This is a genomic window from Wolbachia endosymbiont (group A) of Yponomeuta plumbellus (assembly GCF_947251575.1).
GTDB lineage: Bacteria > Pseudomonadota > Alphaproteobacteria > Rickettsiales > Anaplasmataceae > Wolbachia > Wolbachia pipientis.
The window spans coordinates 1246227-1268108 of the sequence record NZ_OX366353.1; the positions used below are offsets into that span (position 1 = coordinate 1246227).

20 protein-coding genes and 1 pseudogene are annotated in these 21882 nt (G+C 35.6%); 11 read left to right on the forward strand and 10 right to left on the reverse strand.

Annotation, left to right across the window (positions count from 1 at the left end; genetic code table 11):
• Window position 1 precedes the first annotated feature (1 nt).
• The 3 genes from virB9 to OPR39_RS06245 form a co-directional block, all read right to left on the reverse strand.
• The gene (gene virB9 / locus OPR39_RS06235; protein WP_015589382.1) at window positions 2-784 is read right to left on the reverse strand and encodes a P-type conjugative transfer protein VirB9; all 783 of its coding nucleotides are present in this window, start codon (window positions 782-784) and stop codon (window positions 2-4) included.
• 185 nt (window positions 785-969) lie between these two features.
• On the reverse strand, window positions 970-1425 hold the full coding sequence (gene mlaD, locus OPR39_RS06240; protein WP_007548591.1) for an outer membrane lipid asymmetry maintenance protein MlaD: 456 nt from the start codon (window positions 1423-1425) through the stop codon (window positions 970-972).
• Between the two features lie 2 nt (window positions 1426-1427).
• Entirely contained in the window at window positions 1428-1742 is a 315-nt protein-coding gene (locus tag OPR39_RS06245; RefSeq protein WP_007548590.1) for an NADH-ubiquinone oxidoreductase subunit NDUFA12 family protein, read from the reverse strand.
• 64 nt (window positions 1743-1806) lie between these two features.
• On the opposite strand from OPR39_RS06245, the gene OPR39_RS06250 reads away from it, so the two are divergent.
• From OPR39_RS06250 to purF, 3 genes are read left to right on the forward strand one after another with little or no spacing between them, the layout of a single operon-like run.
• On the forward strand, window positions 1807-3273 hold the full coding sequence (locus tag OPR39_RS06250; protein ID WP_015589384.1) for a proton-conducting transporter transmembrane domain-containing protein: 1467 nt from the start codon (window positions 1807-1809) through the stop codon (window positions 3271-3273).
• A 53-nt stretch (window positions 3274-3326) separates the two neighbouring features.
• Window positions 3327-4430 carry a rod shape-determining protein RodA gene (gene rodA, locus OPR39_RS06255; RefSeq protein WP_174516924.1) on the forward strand — a complete coding sequence of 368 codons (1104 nt, stop codon included), beginning with the start codon at window positions 3327-3329 and terminating at the stop codon, window positions 4428-4430.
• A 25-nt stretch (window positions 4431-4455) separates the two neighbouring features.
• On the forward strand, window positions 4456-5841 hold the full coding sequence (gene purF, locus OPR39_RS06260) for an amidophosphoribosyltransferase (protein WP_015589386.1): 1386 nt from the start codon (window positions 4456-4458) through the stop codon (window positions 5839-5841).
• A 21-nt stretch (window positions 5842-5862) separates the two neighbouring features.
• Here purF and OPR39_RS06265 read toward each other — a convergent pair whose 3' ends face one another.
• From OPR39_RS06265 to ruvA, 4 genes are all read right to left on the reverse strand, one after another.
• Complete coding sequence (locus tag OPR39_RS06265) at window positions 5863-6369, reverse strand: DNA-3-methyladenine glycosylase (protein ID WP_141456676.1); 507 nt, start codon at window positions 6367-6369, stop codon at window positions 5863-5865.
• Window positions 6370-6485: 116 nt separating this feature from the next.
• The gene (locus tag OPR39_RS06270) at window positions 6486-7298 is read right to left on the reverse strand and encodes a hypothetical protein (protein WP_015589388.1); all 813 of its coding nucleotides are present in this window, start codon (window positions 7296-7298) and stop codon (window positions 6486-6488) included.
• Between the two features lie 77 nt (window positions 7299-7375).
• Complete coding sequence (gene ruvB / locus OPR39_RS06275; protein ID WP_015589389.1) at window positions 7376-8356, reverse strand: Holliday junction branch migration DNA helicase RuvB; 981 nt, start codon at window positions 8354-8356, stop codon at window positions 7376-7378.
• Window positions 8353-8934 carry a Holliday junction branch migration protein RuvA gene (gene ruvA, locus OPR39_RS06280; protein ID WP_141456674.1) on the reverse strand — a complete coding sequence of 194 codons (582 nt, stop codon included), beginning with the start codon at window positions 8932-8934 and terminating at the stop codon, window positions 8353-8355. Before ruvA ends, ruvB begins: the two co-directional genes overlap by 4 nt.
• Window positions 8935-9722: 788 nt before the next feature.
• Between ruvA and OPR39_RS06285 the strand changes: the two genes are divergently transcribed.
• The 4 genes from OPR39_RS06285 (at window position 9723) to OPR39_RS06300 (ending at window position 12773) form a co-directional block, all read left to right on the forward strand.
• Window positions 9723-10322 (forward strand): peroxiredoxin, encoded by a 600-nt coding sequence (locus OPR39_RS06285; RefSeq protein ID WP_012673206.1) that lies wholly within the window; start codon window positions 9723-9725, stop codon window positions 10320-10322.
• The gene (trxB, locus tag OPR39_RS06290) at window positions 10309-11247 is read left to right on the forward strand and encodes a thioredoxin-disulfide reductase (RefSeq protein WP_015589186.1); all 939 of its coding nucleotides are present in this window, start codon (window positions 10309-10311) and stop codon (window positions 11245-11247) included. The genes OPR39_RS06285 and trxB overlap by 14 nt, the downstream gene beginning before the upstream one ends.
• An 89-nt stretch (window positions 11248-11336) precedes the next feature.
• The gene (locus tag OPR39_RS06295; RefSeq protein WP_265039374.1) at window positions 11337-11834 is read left to right on the forward strand and encodes an ankyrin repeat domain-containing protein; all 498 of its coding nucleotides are present in this window, start codon (window positions 11337-11339) and stop codon (window positions 11832-11834) included.
• A gap of 69 nt (window positions 11835-11903) precedes the next feature.
• Window positions 11904-12773 (forward strand): coiled-coil domain-containing protein, encoded by an 870-nt coding sequence (locus OPR39_RS06300; RefSeq protein ID WP_265039375.1) that lies wholly within the window; start codon window positions 11904-11906, stop codon window positions 12771-12773.
• A 76-nt stretch (window positions 12774-12849) separates the two neighbouring features.
• Here OPR39_RS06300 and OPR39_RS06305 read toward each other — a convergent pair whose 3' ends face one another.
• The 3 genes from OPR39_RS06305 to OPR39_RS06315 are packed head-to-tail and all read right to left on the reverse strand — an operon-like array spanning window position 12850 to window position 16254.
• Window positions 12850-13770 (reverse strand): tyrosine recombinase XerC, encoded by a 921-nt coding sequence (locus tag OPR39_RS06305; protein WP_015589184.1) that lies wholly within the window; start codon window positions 13768-13770, stop codon window positions 12850-12852.
• 2 nt (window positions 13771-13772) lie between these two features.
• Window positions 13773-15152: a dihydrolipoyl dehydrogenase gene (lpdA, locus tag OPR39_RS06310; RefSeq protein WP_015589183.1), complete on the reverse strand. Its 1380-nt coding sequence runs from the start codon at window positions 15150-15152 to the stop codon at window positions 13773-13775.
• The gene (locus OPR39_RS06315) at window positions 15145-16254 is read right to left on the reverse strand and encodes an outer membrane protein assembly factor BamB family protein (protein ID WP_015589182.1); all 1110 of its coding nucleotides are present in this window, start codon (window positions 16252-16254) and stop codon (window positions 15145-15147) included. The genes lpdA and OPR39_RS06315 overlap by 8 nt, the downstream gene beginning before the upstream one ends.
• 357 nt (window positions 16255-16611) lie before the next feature.
• On the opposite strand from OPR39_RS06315, the pseudogene OPR39_RS07510 reads away from it, so the two are divergent.
• The 4 genes and pseudogenes from OPR39_RS07510 to lepA all read left to right on the forward strand — a co-directional run bounded on the left by OPR39_RS07510 (window position 16612) and on the right by lepA (window position 21767).
• A pseudogene (locus OPR39_RS07510) lies at window positions 16612-17552 on the forward strand (IS5 family transposase).
• Between the two features lie 123 nt (window positions 17553-17675).
• Entirely contained in the window at window positions 17676-17960 is a 285-nt protein-coding gene (locus tag OPR39_RS06335; RefSeq protein ID WP_265039378.1) for a hypothetical protein, read from the forward strand.
• Between the two features lie 527 nt (window positions 17961-18487).
• Window positions 18488-19891: a malonyl-CoA decarboxylase gene (locus OPR39_RS06340; protein WP_015588958.1), complete on the forward strand. Its 1404-nt coding sequence runs from the start codon at window positions 18488-18490 to the stop codon at window positions 19889-19891.
• A gap of 79 nt (window positions 19892-19970) precedes the next feature.
• On the forward strand, window positions 19971-21767 hold the full coding sequence (lepA, locus tag OPR39_RS06345; RefSeq protein WP_015588959.1) for a translation elongation factor 4: 1797 nt from the start codon (window positions 19971-19973) through the stop codon (window positions 21765-21767).
• Window positions 21768-21882 lie beyond the last annotated feature (115 nt).

The window sequence follows — 21882 nt, forward strand, 5'->3', positions numbered from 1 at the left end:
TTTACCCTTTTTTGAAAGGTATGGTTTCATTAAATAGGCAAACTGTACTCGATCCATTCCTTAAGGTAAACACTGAACTTACCCTTTCGATTATCAGGTAGTTATCAACTGTACGGAAATTTACTAAAGACTCATATCCTGCAGAATCAACCATAAAAACTGCCGGAAAATCAGAGTTTATTTTATTGAATTGTAGATATGTAAATTTTCCGTCATCAAAAACCTTAATTGGTATTATTGACTGACTACCTTTGACGTGCGAGATGGAATAATTAAAATTTAATCCCTTCTTTACAACTTCAATATCATTGATATCAGGAATAATGGTATGACTAGCTTGTTCGAAGATATCACCGTTATTTGTTGTGTAAATCTCATCACTGCTAAATAGTGGATAAAGAAACCTTACTTCATATGCTAATCTTGGATCATCTAGTCCAGTTGCTTCTTCAGCATGAAGTTCAAAGTAATAAACTCTTTTATTGGTAATTATAGTTGCATTAGTATCAGCAATATCATCTATGGGCTTAATAAACAATCTGTTACCTTGAGGAAGAAGTTGCCAACCAGTTGAATCACCCATTGAAAGGTTTTGTATTATCTCCCCTGGTTCAAACAATATACTGGACTGATAACCATAAAAACCCGTATACTTATGTATAGCCTGTGGGTTATAATTTATTACCTTTATGTGATTATCTCCAGCTATTGAACGTGGCTCCTGTTTTGCAAGTGCATCACTACCACAGAGGAACAATAGTACGGCAAACAGTAAACCAATCATAATATCAAAATGAATTAATCTTCATTTTATCATTAATAGACATGCACTGCAACTGTTAAGGCACTTTCTATACTATAAACCCCAAAGCAAGCGGTAGAAAAGGCAAGAAATAAGGTAAACTCCTTAAATACTTTAGAACTACAGGAGGCTTCACCTGAACGGGTACACTTGGAATCCTGCCATTTTCACTTCGTAAACATACCAAGAATTCTGTCCATTATTCCACCCATGTTTGCTTCAGCTTGAGTATACTCTATTTTACCACCATGCAAGATTAGTTTAATATCTGATCCAGGTGATATATTAACAAATTTACTGCCAACAACTCCACTGCTAGTGATCAGAGCTGAACTATCAATTGGCAATTTTATGTCTTTGCTTATACACATATCGATTCGTGCTACGTAGGTAGCTTTGTCAAGTGATACACCAGTTATGCTTCCAACATCTACACCAGAGATCTTGACACTATCACCAACTCCTATACCGTTAGCGTTAGCAAAAAGACCATATATTTTATAGCAATCCTTATAGTTTTTCTTTATGTAAGATAGCTTATCAATAGCAAAGAAAATCAGAAAAATAGTAAAAATTAATACAAATAATCCAGCGGTTATTTCAAGTATATTTGACCTTCGCATCTTTAGTTATCAGGACTCCAGCTTTTATAGTAATTTTTCACTTTTTGGTTTGGATAGTATGCATCTTTTGTACCCGTTAAATTAGGAGTATGTTTTACTTTTCTTTTTTTATTATTAACTGGTACTACATTATCAGTATAGTGAAGCCATATATGCCATTCCGGAGGCACTGTTGTAGGCTCAGAAACACTGCTATACATAACCCACCTTTTTCCTTTACTTGATTCATAGTAAGAATTTCCATTTTCATCTCTTCCTACAAATTTATCTTCTCTTCGTAATAGGCGTTTTATTGCATTACAAATTTTAGATAACATAAGGGTATTAAAACAAAAAGTATTATATATACTAATACTTTAACGATATATTAACAACAATTTAATGCAATTACCAATCTTACAAGTTATTATCCCAATAATTGCATCAATGTTTTGCTTTCTTGCCAAGAAACACAAGGTATCTTGGTTTATTTCTTTTATTGCAACAACAATCACTCTTATCATTTCATCAATACTACTCATTAAAACATATAAAGGTGAAATTATAACTTATCACCTTGGAAATTGGGCTCCTCCGTATGGAATAGAGTTAAGAATCGACGTGTTAAATTCCTTAATTCTAACCCTAGTGAATTTTATAGCGCTGATTAGTGTGCTTTATAGCTTTTATATTAACGAAAAAGAGATTAGCAAAAACAAAATCACTGGTTTTTACTCTCTATTTCTACTGTGCTTAAGCGGACTGCTCGGGATTCTAGTAACAAACGACATATTTAACCTTTACGTTTTCTTGGAAATTTCATCTCTTTCTTCTTATGTATTAGTTTCAATGGGAAGGGATAAAAAAGCCTTGGTTGCAGCATTTGAATGTCTAATTAGTGGAACAATAGGTGCAACATTTTATTTATTTGGCATCGGGCTCTTGTATTCAATGACTGGAACGCTCAATATGTCTGACATGGCTGAAAGAATAGTTCCATTATACGATAACAACATCATAAAACTTGGCACGTTGTTCATTTTTGTTGGTCTCTCAATCAAAATGGCACTGTTTCCATTAAGCAGGTGGCTGGTTAATGCATATAGTGAGGCGCCAAGTTTCATTAGCATATTCTTTTCAGGCACAGTGACAAAAGTGATGATATATGTTTTCATCAGAATCTTTTATACTGTTTTTCATCAAAATTTTTTCTTGTTTAAGCCGCTACTGGACAATGTGATAATTATCCTCGCACTTTGCGCTATTGTATTTGGGTCGATATTTGCAATAACCGCAAAAGACATAAAAAGACTGCTTGCTCACTCTAGTATTAGCCAAATTGGTTATATAATTTTAGCACTGAGTTTTAACTCAAAAACAGGTGTATTTGCAGCAATTCTTCACATAGTAAACCACAGCATAATAAAAACATCTTTATTTATGGCTGCAGGATGTATTTCTTACAAATTTGATACAACAAAAATAGAGAATTTATCGGGACTCAAGAAATCAATGCCTTATACAGCACTTGCGTTCACTCTATTCAGTTTAGCATTAATCGGTATGCCTTTAACAAATGGCTTTATAAGCAAGTGGTATATAATGAAAGCAATTATCGAATCTCATGCGTGGATTTCCCTTGTAACATTTGCTGCTGGCTCTTTCCTTGCATTGATATATATGTGGAAGATGGTAGAGAAAATGTATTTTGAAAATGATGCAACGTCACGCACTGGAATGACACCGGACAAAATTAATGATGTGCCATTTCCTATGCTTTTTTGTCTATTGTTTATGGCAGCTTTAACAGTAGTAACTGGAATATATAGTACTTCAATTCGGTTAGTAGTTGAGAAGTTGGTTTTTTGATTTTTATCTTTGTTTCATATTTTACTATACTTTAAGGTTATAAGGTCTTTATTGTGGATAGGCTGAAGAAGATTCATTGGTTGTTAGTCATTAACGTGATAGCGCTGTTTTGCGTTGGCATTGTTGTTCAATACTCTTCTGCTGGAGGAAAGTGGGTGCCATTTGCGATTCACCAACTGGTCATATTCTCCTTCTTTTTCCTATTCGCTATAGCTATGTCATTCATAGAGCTAGATTTTTACTTGAAGTACGCCTACTTTTTTTATATAGCAGCAGCGATTTCGCTATTAGCAGTAAATTTTTTTGGCTCACACATAATGGGTGCAACAAGGTGGATAAGAATTGGATCAATTAGTTTGCAGCCATCAGAATTTGCAAAAGTAGGCTTAATACTTGCGCTTGCTCGCTATTTTGATAAGCAGAGTGTATATAAAATGATGGAATTTAAAATATTGCTTAAGGCACTTATAATTATTTTCTTACCCGTGTTCTTGGTGTTAAAGCAACCTAATTTAGGCACAGCTGTGATAATGTTATTTATAGGGATATCAATTATATTCACAGCAATAATAAAAAGATCTCATTCGGTAATATGTGGAACGCTTGGCATTTTTGCAGTACCGGCTATTTGGCCTTTTTTACGTCCTTATCACAAGCAAAGGATATTGTCGTTTTTGGATTCATCAGTGGATCCACTTGGGATAGGTTATAATGCGCAGCAATCTCAGATAGCTATTGGTTCAGGAGGTTTGCTTGGTAAGGGCTTTGTTAACGGAAGTCAAACTCAACTTGGATTTTTGCCGGAAAAGCGTACAGATTTTGCTTTTGCAGTGCTGAGTGAGGAGTGGGGCTTTTTAGGTAGCATGGCTTTAATTTTGCTTTATACCTCATTACTTGGCATAATTTTCTCTATCGCTTATAGGTCGAAAAATTATTTTTCTAAGTCGTTATCTATCGGCATTTTCGCCTTTTTTAGCGCTCATTTTTTTATAAACATCGGAATGACAATGGGCCTCTTACCTGTGATAGGCGACCCATTGCCATTTCTTTCCTATGGAGGAAGTACAACTGCTGCAAGCTTGATATGCATAGGATTATTGCTGGCAATAAAAGCAGATGAACAACAAAATGCTTGTATTTTACCTATGCTAAAGTAAAATTAAACTTTACTTAATAGTTTTTATGCTAGATGAAATGCGTGAGGAGTGTGGGGTATTTGGCATAAGTTGCAACCAAAGTGCTGCTTTTAACTCTATACTTGCTCTCCACGCTTTGCAGCATAGAGGTCAAGAGTCTTTTGGCGTAGCAACCAGTAACAACGATAAGCTGCACTCTTATCACTTTCAAGGTCAAGTGAGCAGCGTATTTGATGATATAGATGAAATAAAGAAATCCTTACCTGGAGATTGTGCAATAGGTCATGTTCGATACTCAACAAGTGGTAGTAAATTTGGAGTGCAGCCCATGTTTGGCAAAAGTGGCAAATTTGGGGATTTTGCCATAGCACATAATGGTAATTTAATTAATATTTCTCCGATACGCAAACAATTAATTAAACAAGAGTGCGTTTTTCAGTCAGATATTGATACAGAAGTAGTAGTGCATCTGACAGCAAGCGGTGAAAAAGATAGCTTCTTAGAGAGTTTTATATATGCATTAAAGCAAATACAAGGTGCTTATTCTTTTGTGGCAATCAATCAAGAAGTAGTTATTGGAGTACGTGATCCGTCTGGAATCAGGCCTCTTGTTTTAGGAAAGTTAAACGGTTCTTACGTTCTTGCATCTGAAACTTGTGCTCTTGATATAGTAAATGCAGAGTTTGTTAGAGAAATAGAACCAGGTGAGTTAGTCACCATTGATCGAAATGGTAATCTAGCTTCAGCATTTCCTTTCCCACAGCAAAAATCAAGTTTTTGTATTTTTGAATACGTTTATTTTTCAAGACCAGATAGCATAATGGAGAATAGGTCCATATATGATATAAGAAAAGAAATAGGAAAAATACTTGCAGAAGAGAGCCCACCAAAAAACAATGTAGATATGGTTGTACCAATACCTGATTCTGGAATACCTGCAGCTATTGGATATGCAAAGCATTCAGGATTACCTATGGAACTGGGAATAATTCGTAATCATTACATAGGAAGAACTTTTATACAACCAACCGCTGAAGTACGTAAAGTTAGAATAAAATTAAAATTCAATGCTAATAAGCACACTTTGAAAGGTAAAAACATAATTTTAATAGATGATAGTATAGTGCGTGGTAGTACGTTAACAAATATAATAGTTATGCTAAAGGATGCAGGAGTAAAAGAGATTCACCTCAAAATTTCAAGCCCACCAATTAAGCATTCTTGTTTTTATGGAATAGATACACCAGAGTGCAAAGATTTAATTGCTGCAAATAAATCTGTAGAGGAAATTAAGGAAGTTATAGGAGTAGATAGCCTAGCCTTCTTGAGTATTGATGGACTATATCAGGCTGTTAAAGGAGAGGTGCGTAACAATGCTACACCACAATATTGTGATGCTTGTTTCACTGGTGATTATCCGATTGGCAAATAATCTACGTAAGATCACTGGAGCTCAGATCTTAAACCGCCAAAATTTCTCTTGGCCTTTACTAATTCCGATTCTCGGGGTGCAAATATAATCTGGTTTGAGGTGAGATTCATAAACACAAAATTTGTGGCTTATAGTAAGGTCCTGTTTGTTATGTTCTTTTGTAATATTTAATCTTTTACACAATATTCCTGGCCCACCTAAATTTGCTTCAAGCGGTTCAATGAGCTTTAATCCTCGTATTAACACTGCTGCTGGGAATCCTTCTGCTTCTGTTACAATATTTAGACAATAGTACATCCCATATATAAAATATACGTACGAAAATCCCGGCATACCAAACATTACTGAAGTTCGATTAGTATAGCCTCTTGCCGCGTGACAAGCTGGGTCATTCATTCCTATATAGGCTTCAACTTCGGTTATTACTCCACTAAAGTTAGAAAATTTAAGGACTTTTCCCAATAACTCTCCAGCTACAGTTAAGGTCGGCCGCTCGTAGAAATTTCTTGGTAGTATTATGTTGCTCATTATAAGAGTATAAGTTACTTGCAGGTGCAAGCAACTTATACTAATTATTACTTTTGTTTTTTCTTACTTACTCATTTGAGCAGCAGGAGCTTGATGCTTTTGTGTTGTGCTCTCTGTTACATCTGTTGAAAGTTGCTCCAAGATTTTACTTCTTCAGAACTTTGTTGTAATTGTGTTTGTGGCAATTGTGATGCTAATGCTTCATGTAAAGGCTTTGCTTCATATTGCCTTCCCACTTTTACTTCTTGGTTTGCACGTAACTGTTCTTCAGTTACGCCATTACCCTCGATGGGCTTTATAGTACCATCATCACTAATGAGGATTTTAATTTTGCATTCTTGTCCATCAACATACCACTTTAGAGCCATTTGATATGATCCATTAGCCACTTCATAAATTCTTGCCCCATCCTTATCAATTTGGCAACGTACCCCCCTTGTTTTTTGGTCAGGTAGTAGCAACGTAACTGTCTTTACATCGTACTTTTTGCACATATTACCACTTAGAATATCATGCAAGTTTACTTCTTTTATATAATCGTTCAGCGCAATTCTTATGACAGGCTTAACACTGTTATCTATATTTTTAGTTTCTCTTAATTTTATAAGCTTTGCATCAATATTTTTAGATATCTCTTCTTCAATTTGTTTAGCAGCTTTGCCTACAATTTCCCGACCATGATATTTGGTCTCCTCAGCAGTATATCTATACATACCATCGCTATTCTTATGAACATGAGGTTTCACTATTACTTTATTAGTAGTATTCGTAGAAGGGTTGTTCTGATCTACAAAGAACCTCTTCCATGTTTCTTCATCATCAAGAGTGACGTACCTACATTTATCCTTATTCGGTATTGACCCAGATACGCTACCAGCAGCAATATTTTGATCAACAATCAAAGATACAGTTTCATTACTATCTAACATATATGCCTCCATTATCCTTAATACACAAATGTCAACATACGAGCATTATCTCAATTAGTCAATATAAATTATGACGTTTAATGTTGAAAGCTCAAATACTCCTTTGCTTGATCGGTTAGAACGCGCCCTCTTGGTGTGCGCTTTACAAAACTAATTTTGATTAAATAAGGTTCTACTGTTTCTTCAATATTGCCAACATCTTCGGATAGCGCAATAGATATGGTGTCAATTCCAACAGGGCCTGAAGTGTTGAATAAAAATCTTAGATAATTCATATCAAGTTTATTGAGTCCCATTTTATCTACACCTAATTTTAGTAATACAGAATCAGCGACTTCATAAGTGATTTTTTTATCATCTTTCACTTCAACAAAATCCCTTATTCTTCTGAGTAACCTCAAAGCAATTCTTGGAGTACCGCGCGCACGGCAGGCAATTTCCCGTGCAGCACCCTCTTCAATTTCAGCAGAAAGAACTCTTGCGCCTCTTTTTATAATATCGACTAGCTCCTCAAAAGAATAAAACTCAAGATGCAAAGGAATGCCAAAACGATCTCTGAGTGGCGCAGAAAGTAATCCAAGCCGTGTAGTTGCTCCAATTAGCGTAAATGGTGGTAGATCTATCCTTAAAGTGCGAGTAGATGGACCTTCACCTACTAATATGTCCAAGCAAAAATCTTCCATAGCAGTATATAAAACTTCTTCGATGCTGCGATTTAATCTATGGATTTCGTCGATAAATAGGACATCTTTTGCATTTAAAGTGGTAAGCACTGCGGCCAAATCTCCAGCTTTACTGAGCAATGGACCAGAAGTTGCGCGGAAGCTGACCCTTAATTCTTTAGAGACAATTTGTGCTAAAGTTGTTTTGCCAAGTCCTGGAGGACCGTATAATAAGACGTGATCTAAGGCTTCAGTTCTCGTCTGTGCAGCGTTTATAAACACTTTTAAATTTTGTATTAAGTCTTTTTGCCCGACAAAATCATCAAGTTGCTCAGGCCTGATGTTGATATTGCGCACATCTTCAGTATATTCTTTACCGCACGATATTGATTTCATAGTATTGAAAGCTCCTTAAGCGCTATGCGAATAATATCCTTAGTGTCCAGATTTGACGATTTGTCTTGTATTTTCTTTATCGTATCATAAGCTTTCACTTTTTCATATCCAAGATTGATCAATGCTGAAAGGGCATCTTCATTAATTGGATTAAAGTTATTGTTATTTATTTCTAGTTTACTCACTTTGCCACTCAATTCAGTGATGATTCGATTTATGAGTTTCAGGCCAAGTCCACTCATCTTGAGTGCTACTTTATCCTCATTCATAATTGCCAAAAATAGCTGTTCTGGAGTTAATTTACTCAAAATTGACATTGCAGTTTTATAGCTAACGCCGCTTACTTTGACAAGCAACCTCAAGCACTGCTGTTCTTCTTCGCTTATAAAACCATATAGCTGAGTAGTGTTTTCTCTGTTATTTGCATAGGTTTCGATAAGTAATTTGATTCTACTTCCAATTGCACAAGCACTTAAAGTTTTGGCTGAAAGATACACCATATAGCCAACATCATTCACATTCAGGATTATGTGATCACTGCGCACTTCATCAACTATTCCGCTTAGATTTCCTATCATTTTTAACACTATATAGAGTTCAGTTTAAATACTCCCGGATCTTAGGTCAAGCAAACGAACATTATAACAGGGAAACGTGGCTAAAAAACCACTTGACAAACTCCGCCAGCCCCCTTATCATGAAACTGAAGCTATTTATTTATCTTCTCTGTACAGATTAAATGACAAAAAACTCACGTATCTGGCGTCTCATGTTTAATTTTTTGCACTATGTGCACTCTATGTCTTTATCAAATTTCTGGGTTTTTACCTACACAAGCTGAAATACGCTATTTAAAACATTAAAAAACGCCAACTTAAAAAATAGATAGTGAATAACTAGCTACCCTAGGGTTTCTTTTGCCTTTTTTTCTGTTTAGTAAATTTCTTAATGTTTATAATTTAGATTAGTTGCGGCTTAAAAGCAACTGAATCGCGGTTATTAAACGTTTAGAATAAAAAAAACGCCATACTTGAAAGTATAATGTAAGTAATTAGCCAACCACGGGGCTTCTTTTGCCTTTTTTTTATTTGGTAAATTTCTTAATATTTATAGCTAAACGACAACCGTCATCCCGCTGCTTGTTAGCGGCTAAGAGATACCGCGAATGAATCGCGGTATGACGGTATGCGGCGGTATGACGTAGAATTTTATACTCACCAACTCAGTATTCCAACCTGGATTGTATCTTATCGGTAAAAAAGAAGAGCTATTTTAGGAAGTTTTTATAGGACTAAAACCAAAGAAAACTTGCATATAAGTTTATCAAGATGTAAAATTAAAGTTATTTTAAAAGAATAGGTTAATTATGAATCTTGTAACAAAATCTGCTATCGATTTTACTGCTTCATCTGTTCTCTCTGACGGAGAAATTGTTGATGATTTCTGTCTGAGTAAGCGCATAAAAAATAAGTATGCTGTCCTTTTTTTCTATCCACTTGATTTTACTTTTGTTTGCCCAACTGAATTGATATCGCTCAATAATAGAATAAATGAGTTTGCAAAGCGTGGTGTTGAAGTGATAGGAATAAGTGTAGATTCAAAATTTTCACATTATAAATGGCGAAACACTCCAGTTAATGATGGTGGTATTGGAGAGATTAGCTACACTTTAGTGTCTGATATCAAAAAGTCTATATCAAGAGACTATGGGGTCTTATATGATGACTCAATTGCGCTGAGAGCAACTTTCGTTATTGATGATAAATTTATTGTACGTCATCAATCGATAAATGATTTGCCTTTAGGGCGTAATATCGATGAATTCGTTAGAATCGTTGATGCAATTAAACATAATGAAGAGCATGGTGAGGTGTGTCCAGCAGGGTGGAAAAAAGGTAAGCCAGCAATGCAGGCAAGCGATGAAGGAGTAGCTGATTATCTAAACTCATACAGTGAAGAATTATAAATTTAGTACAAAAGTTCTTATTATTGGATCTGGGGCAGCGGGTTATGCTGCTGCTATATATGCAGCACGTGCAAACTTAGAGCCAATTGTAGTAACGGGAATGCAGCCTGGTGGTCAGCTTACAATTACTACAGATGTTGAAAACTATCCTGGTTTTGTTTCAATACAGGGTCCAGAACTAATGGAGCAAATGAGGTTGCATGCAGAAAAGGTTGGAGCAAAAATAATAGATGATGAGATAAAAAGCGTTGAACAACTTGAGGATTCTAATGAGTATAGGTTTAGATCTTCTGGTAATATCAATGACTACTATTCAGATGCAATTATCATTGCATCTGGTGCGCAAGCGAAGTGGCTTGGTTTAGAAAGTGAAAAGAAATTTCAGGGTTATGGGGTTTCAGCTTGTGCGACTTGCGATGGTGCATTTTTTAGGAATAAAGTTGTAGCTGTGATTGGTGGTGGAAACACTGCTGTTGAAGAAGCAATATTTTTAACTCGATTTGCCAAAGAAGTGATATTAATACACAGGCGTGATAAATTAAGAGCGGAAAAAGTAATGCAAGATAGGCTCTTTAAAAATGATAAAATAAAAGTAATGTGGAACCATACCGTAGAGCAGATTCTTGGAGAAGAAAATCCAAAAAGGGTTGCTGGTATTGCGATTAAATCAGCAGAAACCCAAGAATTAAAAGTGGATGGAGTGTTCATTGCAATCGGGCATGCACCAAATACGGGTATTTTTAAAGGCTTTGTTGAAATGGATGAGCAGGGTTACATCATTACAAAACCTGGAACAACTTTAACTAGTAGGGCAGGAGTGTTTGCTGCAGGTGATGTTCAAGATAAGGTATATCGTCAAGCAGTAGTTGCAGCAGGAACAGGATGCATGGCTGCGCTTGATGCAGAAAAGTTTTTGGAGTCGTAGTTAATTCTAGGATTTTAGATAAATTGCTTGCAATTTTCCTTTTCTTTTACATAATTATATTAGTAAATCATTAATAAAGAGGGTTTAGTATGCCTTATAGAAACGGTGTAGCATGTTATGGAGCTTATGGAGGTGGTGATAACACGGCATCGCAAGCTCGAAATCCGACAACTTCAAGACAGCTAAGTGAATCAACAAAACAGCTATTTAAGGCTATTGATGATGGAAACCTAGAAGATTTTAAAGAAGCTCTGGCAGAGGGTGCGGATGTTAATGCGTTTGATAAAGAAGGCATGACACCTTTGATGTCCATAGTTACTAATTTGTCTGCAGGCTCTGAAACAGAAAAAGAATATCAGAATATGATTAGGTTGCTCCTACTGCACCGGAGCATAGATGTTAATATTTCTGAACAAAATAATAACAATACAGTTTTGCATCTAGCAATGTGCTTTCAACAAAAGAAAACTTTACAACTCTTACTAAGTCATCCAAACATAAACACTTATCTAACCAATAAAAACCATCAAAATCCTGAGGAATGTGCTAGACAAAATCGTGCTGGGCATTTGATAATAGAAATATAAAAAGCACAGAAAGGAAAAGAATTATTAGCTGCTCTTTCTAGCGGAAATATTTGCCAAGCGAAAAGACTATTGAATCAAGAGCTTCATCCTAATTGCTGGAGAAGAACCCAAGATGGAAGAATAAAAACACCACTTAGCTTAATTATTCGATTATGTTTACGAACGATAACAGAAGATGAAAAAGAAGTATTGACAAAACTTTTAAAACATAAAGACCTAGATTTTAGTTACGAGCAGTATGCACAATTAAAGCAAACAATTGAACAAGCTATTCAGAGCCGATTAACTGATACTATTAATAGAAAAGATTTAGATGATGTGAAAAAATTAGTAGAAGATAATTGTTTTATAAATCGTGCAGTTGTTACTGCTGCATTGGGGGGTGTTGATAATCCAGTTAACTCTATTAAAGATTATTTAAATGAAAAATTTCCTGCAAATACGAATAATATACCAGAAGATTTTGAGAAGTTTTTACAAGGGCTTGAAAGAACAAAAGCTCAACTTGTAGAAAAAGAGCAAGAGCTAACGAATAAAACTAGCAAAATTTCACTATTAGAAAGAGATTTAGGGCAAGTAAGACAGGAAAAATCGGCTCAAAAAACAAAAATCAATGATCTAAATAGTGAAGTAACTCGACTTAATAGAATTGTGTATGGAAGAGCAAGCGACACTGTCGAAATTTTACAATTAAAAAGAGATTTGAAACAAGTAAGGGAAGAAAGAGATAGGCTTTCATCAGAAAATAGACTGCTCCGTAGTAATAAAAACGAAAAATCCTCGCAAGCAATTTCTTCTGGTAGAAAACTAAGCAACTACGCTTCTGCATGTTTTATATTGCTCGGAGTATATACTGTTGTTGCATGTTTAGTAATAGAAGATTATCCAGGGATAATAAGTGCTTTCTTTACAGCAGTTGCACTGGCTTTTTTTTATTAGGATGTTGTAATTTATATAAAGCAAACACAATACTTAGTGATGTTGAAAGCACTCAGCTTGGTGGTTTAGAACGAAGTTAAAGTTTTGATTTCTTCTCCAGGCCCTGCTGAAAATTTTTGTACATGTTAAAAACATCTTGATAATTGAGGTGAGTGTAAATTTGAGTAGTTTCCAGGCTTGAGTGACCAAGCAGTTGTTGTATTGATCTTATGTCAATATCTTCCTGAAGCAAATGAGTAGCAAAACTATGGCGAAATGCATGTGGAGATAAAATTTCTGGTAAATTTAACATTCTCCTTATTTTCTGCAAACGATTGGCCACATAAGTTCTTCCCAATTTTTTTCCTCTTACTCCCAAAAAAAGATGTTGTGCTTCATCAAGGTAAGGGCAAGCTTTTATATACTCTTGTATACATTTTTTTACTACGGGGAGAATGAATACCTGCCTTTGTTTATCTCCTTTACCTGTAATTATTAAGTTTTCGCTACTGATATCACTAACCCTAAGGTTCAACGCTTCACTGATTCTTAAGCCTGTACCATATAGCAGGACGATAATCGCAATTTCTCTTTTTACCACCCAAGGTTCACCCAGGTCGGATAGTTTCATTTCTTTCAATAAAGTTTTTATATTAGGTATTGATAATGCTTTGGGCAGAGTTCTTCTCTGAATTGGCCTTGATAAGGAAAATACAGCTTCATTGTCTATATTGTGGTTATTTTTTATGTACTTGAAGAAATTTCTGATTACTGAGAGTGCTCGAGTGTTGGATCTTGCGTTTACACCTCTTGCGTAACGAGAGGTAAGCCAACTTCTTAACTCAGGTATGCTTAAATTTTTCAGAGTACCAACATTTACTTCTCCGCCAATGTGAGTATTTAGGAAACTTATAAGATCCTTCAAGTCCCTCATGTATGACTCTAAAGTATTTGGTGAATAAGATCTGTTGCACCTCAGCCACTCATACCATTTTTCAATGATTGAACCGAGGTCCACAATTATTTTTTAAAGAAAGCATCGATGCACGCATCTCGAAAGGCTTCATTTATATCAGGATGAGAGTGACAAATTCTGTATATATCCTCTGCTGCTGCGCCATATGCCATTGCAACCGCTGCTTCGTTTATTAGCGTGTCAGCGTATGCTCCTATGATATGCACACCTAGTATTGTATCTGCTCTGCTACAAGTCAGCACTTTCACGAATCCTTCAGCATCATCAGTGATTTTTGCTCTGCCGTTTGCAGCAAATTGACATTTACCAACTTTGTACTTACGGCCAACACTTTTCAACTCCTCTTCAGTTTTACCGATTGAAGAAACCGCAGGGTGAGTGTAAATGACAGATGGTATGATTTCATAATCAACGTGAGGTACTTGCCCAGCGATTATCTCTGCAACTGCCACTCCTTCTTCTTCTGCCTTATGAGCAAGCATTGCTCCACCGATCACATCACCAATAGCAAATATTCCTTTTACATTAGTTTCATATCTGTTGTTAACTTGAACGAAACCGCGATTATCTTTTTCTATTTTTTCATCAATACCAAGATTCTCAGTGCATGGTTTGCGTCCTGCTGCAACCAGCACCTTATCTGCCTCTATAACGTTTGTTTGGTTATCTTTTACAGAGCAAACTTTCACACTCAAAGAGTTGCTACTTTGTTTTATCTCCTCGACTTTAGTGCTAAGTAAAAATTTTATTCCTTGTTTTTGTAGACTAGAAAGTAGAGACTTACTTAATTCTCCATCCATTGCTGCAGCGATTCTGTCAAAAAATTCTACTACAGTGACTTCAGACCCTAGCCTTCTCCATACAGAAGACATTTCAAGCCCTATTGCCCCGGCTCCGATTACGACAAGTTTTTTTGGTACTTCAGTTAAAGATAGTGCACCGGTGGAAGAAATAATGTCTTTCTCATCGATATTAATTCCTGGCAAAGAAATAACATCAGAACCGGTTGCAATTACTATATTTTTTGTCTTCAGCACCTTACCTTCAACTGAAACTTCAAGATTACCTTGGTCAAAAGAAGCAAGCCCATTGATTTTAGTGATTTTGTGAAGGTTAAACAGATATTCTATACCTTTTCCAAGTTCCTGAACTCTGGCGTCCTTATAGCCTAGCATTTCTTTTAAATCGAAACTTGCGTCCTTAATTTTTATGCCAAGCTTCGACAGATCATTTTTCGTGTGAGCATACTGATAGGAAGAATGGAGCAATGCTTTGGAGGGTATGCACCCAACTCTGAGGCATGTGCCACCAAAAATGCTATTTTTATCTATACAGGCAACTTTCAATCCAAGTTTTGCAGCAGCGATAGCACACTTATAGCCTCCTGGGCCACCACCTATAACAATTAAATCATAATCAGTCATAAAAAACAAACCTATTTTCTAAAGAATAAACACCTTTTCCCTCAGTTGTTACATATATCTTATTGCGAGTAAACACTGGAGTGTGAAACACATTACCAGGTACTTTGACTACCTTTCCTGCACTTTCAGATCCCGGAAAAGCAAACATTGAACCTTTATTGCTTGTCACCCACAGTGTATGGGCATGCATAATTGGAGCAAACAATTGCGTATTTTCTATTAAATCAGATGTCCAGACTGTTTCTCCATTTTTTATATCCAGGCCAATTATTTTATCGTCTTTAGTAACTATAAAAATTCTGCCGCCTTCTTTTTGTTTCTCTGCAGGAATAAGAGGACTATAATATGACTCAATGTCTGATACACTTTTTACTTGCAGTGACTTTGACCATAAAATATTTCCTGATTTCACGTCAATGCTATAAATATAAGAATTATTTGTAGCTATTAAAGTATCGCCAAGCACTCTCGGTGTAGTAGTTACATCTGTGAGCTGTGTATCCAAAAGGTTTGTAGCCAATTTTTGGCTCCACAATTTTTTACCGTCTTCATTAAAAGCTATTAACTCACCATTTGAAAATGGTGCTATTATTTTATCATTAGAAATTGCTGGCGATATGGAATACAAACCTCGAACCTCATTGATGCCGTTTTGATAAGTCCAAACGAAGCTGCCATCTTTTATATCAAACACGTACAGATAATTATCAATAGTCAATACTACCAATTTATTATTTATTACTGCTGCTTTTCCTCTTACTGGAGCTCTCAATTCTTTTTCCCACTCAATCTTGCCAGTTTTTGCGCCTATTGCGTGTAAAGTGTTATCCACTATAAAGAAAACATTTTTTTCATAATGTGATAGGCTCATGTTACCAATTTTTTTCCTATGTGAGAGGTGTAATTTCCAATTCATAGCCTTTGAGTTATCAATATCAAAGGAATATAAAGCGCCGTGCTTGTCTGATAAAATAACGCTATTTTCTATAAGCACTGGAGCTACATATCCTTGAGATAGTTTTTTATCCACTAGACTTATTCTCTCGCTTGCCATTGTGTAACTGCTACACAATAACATTATCATGACAATTATTACTTTCATTATTTATTGAAAACAAGATTCATTAATATACATCTTAAGAACCTTAATTACAACGGAAATGTTCTTGCTGCATGTTAAAAACGTTGATTTATGAACGAAATATTATATTATTATGTGAGATAATGTATATTCTTAGAGGTAGTACACCTCATCCACTATGCAGCAACGTGCATAGCTGTATGAACATTGAGATATAAAATAATTTATACCAAGAAGAAAGATGTCATCCAAATAGCCTCTTTTCCTGTCATCCCAGTGCTTGACACTGGGATAGCTTTGTTGCATAGCAACTGAAAAAATCTGGTGGCTACTGACAAAATTCATTATAAATAGCCATTTAACTGTTGAAGAAAAAATATGCCACAAAAAATGAGAGTCAGTAACTGCCATGAATATAACAAATTTCTCCAAGAAAGAGGAAGCATTTTTTGTTATATCAATGACGCCATAGAAAATTGGTACGAGAATTGTCCAAAAATGCAGGGCGGCAACTATATTTATAGTGATAAAGTTGTGATTTTGGTGCATATAATCGTCAGTTTCTTTAGAATTGGTTTAAGACAAACAGTCGGGTTTATAAAAGGGTATTTGCAACAAATAGGAAGAGATTTGGCAGTTATCAGCTATTCACAAGCATCAAGAAGGTTTAAGAAACTTAATATTAAGATAAATGATTGCAGAAAATAATATGGAAGACATCGAAATTGCTATAGACAGTACAGGAATTAGTATATACAACAACACTCCTGGTCATAGCAAAGAAAATAGCGAAGATAGAAAGTATCGCAGCTATGAACAGACAAGAAAATTGCATGTAATGTTGAATACAAACAGCAAAAAAGCCATAGCTGTAAAATACAGTAACGGCTGATCACTATGGAGCTTGTGATTTGCTAAAAGAAGTCGATTTTCAGCATGCCATAAAAGCACTATATGCAGATAGAGCATGTGATAGGCACAAGTTTTATAAGTTGTGTAACGAATATGATATAAAGACAAAAATTCCACCAATAAACAATGCGGCAGAACATCCAGAAATAGATTATATGTCTGACAGGAATGCTGCTATTAGGTTAATAAAATTATACGGTGAAGATGGCATGAAAGAATGGAAAAAAGAAGTAAATTATGGGAAAAGATCTTATATTGAAGGGTTTTTCTCAAGATTAAAGCAAATATTCGGATTTAGTTTTAGGAATAAATCTGAGATAAATCGAGAAAAAGAACTGCCAATCAAATGCTATTTGCTTAATAAATTCACTGATATTGGTATGGCTAAATTTGAGATAGTTACATGAATTTACCATAAATCACCATCTCATAAAGTGTGATGCAACAAAGCCCACTTGGATCCAGGAAAGTTTGCTTGTTTACAAGCAAACTAGCATAGAAAGTGGTTACAACGTTTTCGATGAGATTATATGGAAAACTGGATTCCAGTGTCAAGCACTGGAATGACATCACAGGGGCACTGGAATGACACCTTCCTGCCCAATTCATGTTGCTATAAATATTTAAGAAATTTACCAAATAAAAAAAAGGCAAAAGAAGCCCTGGGGTTATTATCTGCTTTAAAATATTGGCGTTTTTTATGTTTTAAACGCTTGACAAGCGAGATTCAGCCGCTTTTAATTGCAACTAACTTACGCTGCAAATGTTTAAGAAATTTACTAAGCAGAAAAAAAGACAAAGAATCCCCGAGTTAGCTAGTCTTTTACTATCTCTGTCGAGTATTGGCATTTTTTGATGTCTTGTAACGCTTTATAAGCGCGTTCAGCTTATTTAGATAAAAATCTAGATGTAGATGAAGTTTTGTAAAGACATACAGTATCTATATACTGCAAAAAATTGAACATAAGACGCCGATACATTAAGTAATCCTTACCTTTTAATCTGCAGATTGGCGAAAGCAAATACAATAGCTTCACTGTTATGATAAGGGGGCTGGCGAAGGGTGTCAAGGAAGTTTTTGTTTCTACTGAATGACAGTTGTGGCTTGGGAGGTAGTGCAAGAAGTCTATTGTATTACTGAATCATTAATAATTCAGTAATAGTGCCTGCTATGTAGCTAAAATTTTCCTTTAACTTAAGCTATATGTAGCTAAAATAACTTGGGTTTACCGACGATTTGACAAACGACAAATTCGTCATCCCGCTACTTGTTAGCGGGATCTAGAGATGCCGCGGCGGTATGACCCTGACTTGCATTAGCTATGTATAATAAAGGGAATCTATGACAAAAGAATCATTGGTAAAAACTGATATAGTGAAAGTTGAAGACAAAAAGGCGGTAAGAAGCTTTTTTAAAATACTAGGTGGAGTGGCAGATGCTGTAAGATCGTGGATTGGTAACATCAGTCCTGATTTAAGCAACAGTCGCGATATCGATAGTTTAGTCTTGAAGATGAACGAGTGCTTAAATCCAAAGGGAGGGGAGGTTTCAGCACGTAAAAACGCTGTATCTCTTGGTAACTTGTACTTAAGCTTATCAGAGAAAGGTAAAATAAAATTTCTACAAACCCTGGCAGAAAAATTTAATCCGAATAAAGCGGAAATAGATGAGAAAATTAGAGAGTATAAGAAAAACCAAGATCCCGAGTTAAACTATAAATTTGAACAGGATTTAATAAAAATTCTTGAATCACCGCGTTCTAAAATATTAAAGCAATTTATTTCTTTACCAGAAGGCCTTAAGTTTATTGTTGATATGCGTTCTGATGTGCTTAAGCTAAAGAACCAATATAGAAGCTTGAATCCACTAGAGAGCGAATTAAAAAATATACTCTATACTTGGGTTGATGTTGATCTACTCGATCTTCGTCAAATCACCTGGGATTCACCTGCATCATTGCTAGAAAAACTTATAAAATATGAAGCTGTGCATAAAATTTCCTCTTGGGGCGACCTAAAAAACAGACTAGACTCTGATCGTCTCTGTTTTGCTTTTTTTCATTACAAGATACCAAACGAACCTCTAATTTTTGTAGAGGTTGCATTGGTGGATAAGATTGCAGATAGCATTCAACACCTTTTAGATGAGTCAGTACCTTCAAATGATCCGAGTAATGCGAGCACTGCTATATTCTATTCAATATCAAATACTCAAGCAGGGTTATCTGGAATCAGCCTTGGTAATTTTTTGATCAAAAGGGTTGTAGAAAAGCTATCACAGGAGTTTAAAAGTATAAAAACATATGCAACTCTTTCTCCAATACCTGGCTTTACGAAATGGCTAAAAAACAATCTAAACCAAGATGTCACTTTATTGGGCAAACTAAATATAAAACAATCTAGTGCAGAAATTTTAGAAAGTGCAGAGCAATTAAAAACTAATGTTGAATGTACAAATGAAACTAAACAATACATGCTTAAACTATGTGCATATTATTTACTAAAAGTGAATAATAGTAATGGAAATACTTATGACCCGGTGGCGCATTTTCATTTAAGCAATGGCGCATCAATAAAACAATTAAACTGGATGGCGGATACTTCTGAAAAGGGTATTAGTCAGTCAGCCGGGATGATGGTAAATTATCTATATGAGTTGCCTAAAATAGATAATAATCATGAAAACTATATGGTTAATAAAGTGATTTCCTGCTCGAAAAAAGTGTCGTCTATGTTGAAGGAGTAAATAGTCTCTTAATAAAGGATTGCCCTCACAACACTTAAAATGTAAAATAGTTTCACTAATTAAGTATAGTGGGCCATGAATGAACAACATAAGGAATTTCGCAATAATAGCGCATATAGACCATGGTAAGTCAACGCTTGCTGACCGTTTAATAGAGGAATGTAACGGCCTTGAAGCAAGAGAAATGACCAATCAAATACTCGATTCAATGGATATAGAACGCGAACGTGGGATTACAATTAAGGCACAGACGGTAAAACTCAATTATACGGCAAACGACGGTAATCAATATTGCCTAAATCTCATGGACACCCCAGGTCACGTTGACTTTTCTTACGAGGTAAGTCGAAGCTTAGCCGCATGTGAAGGTTCACTTTTAGTGGTAGATAGTAGCCAGGGCGTTGAAGCACAAACCCTTGCAAATGTATATAAAGCTATTGACAACAACCATGAAATAATAGTTGTGCTCAATAAAGTTGATCTTCCTGCTGCAGATCCAGAAAAGGTAAAACTCCAGGTTGAGGAAGTAATTGGCATTGACGCAAGTGAGTCAGTTTTAATATCAGCAAAAACTGGACTTGGAATAAAAGATGTACTGGAAGCAATAGTAGCAAAACTTCCAGCTCCTCAAGGTGATGTCAATGCTCCATTGCAAGCAATTTTAGTTGATAGTTGGTATGACACTTACTTAGGAGTAGTAATTTTAGTGCGAGTTAAAAATGGAGTGCTAAAAAAAGGCATGAAAATTGTTATGATGTCTAATAATGCTACATATCAGATAGATAATATCGGTATTTTCACCCCTAAAAAAGTGATGACGGGTGAACTTTCAGCGGGTGAAGTTGGTTTTATAACTGCTTCAATGAAGGAAGTAGCAGACTGCAAGGTAGGGGACACTATCACTGAGGAAAAGAGACCTTGTAGTAAAGCACTTCCTGGATTTAAAGAAGTGCATCCTGTGGTATTTTGTAGCATTTTTCCTCATAAAACGGATGATTTTAAATATCTAAGAGAAGCTCTAGAAAAGTTACATTTAAATGATGCAAGTTTTACCTTCGAAGCTGAAACTTCAAATGCACTAGGCTATGGATTTCGTTGTGGTTTTTTGGGAATGTTGCATCTTGAAGTTATTCAAGAAAGGCTCGAGAGAGAATTTGATTTAGACCTAACAGCAACTGCACCGAGTGTTATATATAGGGTTACAACACGAAGTGGTGAAGTTTTGAATATTCATAACCCAAGTGATATGCCAGATCCAACGAAAATTGAAATTGTGGAAGAGCCGTGGATTACTGCAACAATAATGGTCCCTGACCAATACTTGGGAGAGATTCTATCTCTATGTGAAGAAAGGAGGGGAGAACAGGAGGATTTATCTTACATTGGTAACACAACAACAGCATTGTTAAGATATAAATTACCACTATCTGAAGTTGTTTTTGACTTTTATGATCGATTAAAATCAATTTCCAAAGGATATGCAAGTTTGGATTGGGAAATTTCCAGCTATCTGGTAAGCCAAATAGATAAATTAAGCTTTTTAATTAATGGAGAGCCCGTAGATGCACTGGCTTGTATCGTTCACAAAAGTAGGGCAGAAAAAAGGGGGCGTGAAATATGTGCACGCTTGAAGGATCTAATACCACGTCAGCAATATAAAATCGCGATTCAAGCGGCAGTGGGCGGAAAAATTATTGCCAGAGAAACGATTAACCCATACAGAAAAGATGTAACAGCTAAACTCTATGGTGGAGATGTAACGCGAAGAATGAAACTACTTGAAAAGCAAAAGAAGGGTAAAAAAAGGTTACATTCTATAGGGAACGTAAATATTCCACAGAATGCTTTTATTCAAGCCTTGAAGATAAGTGATTGATCTTAAAAGACTTCTTGTATAGTTTTTGGCAACAACCGTTAGAAACGAAAAAACTTACTTGACACCCTTCGCCAGCCCCCTTATCATGAAACTGAAGCTATTTATTTATCTTCTC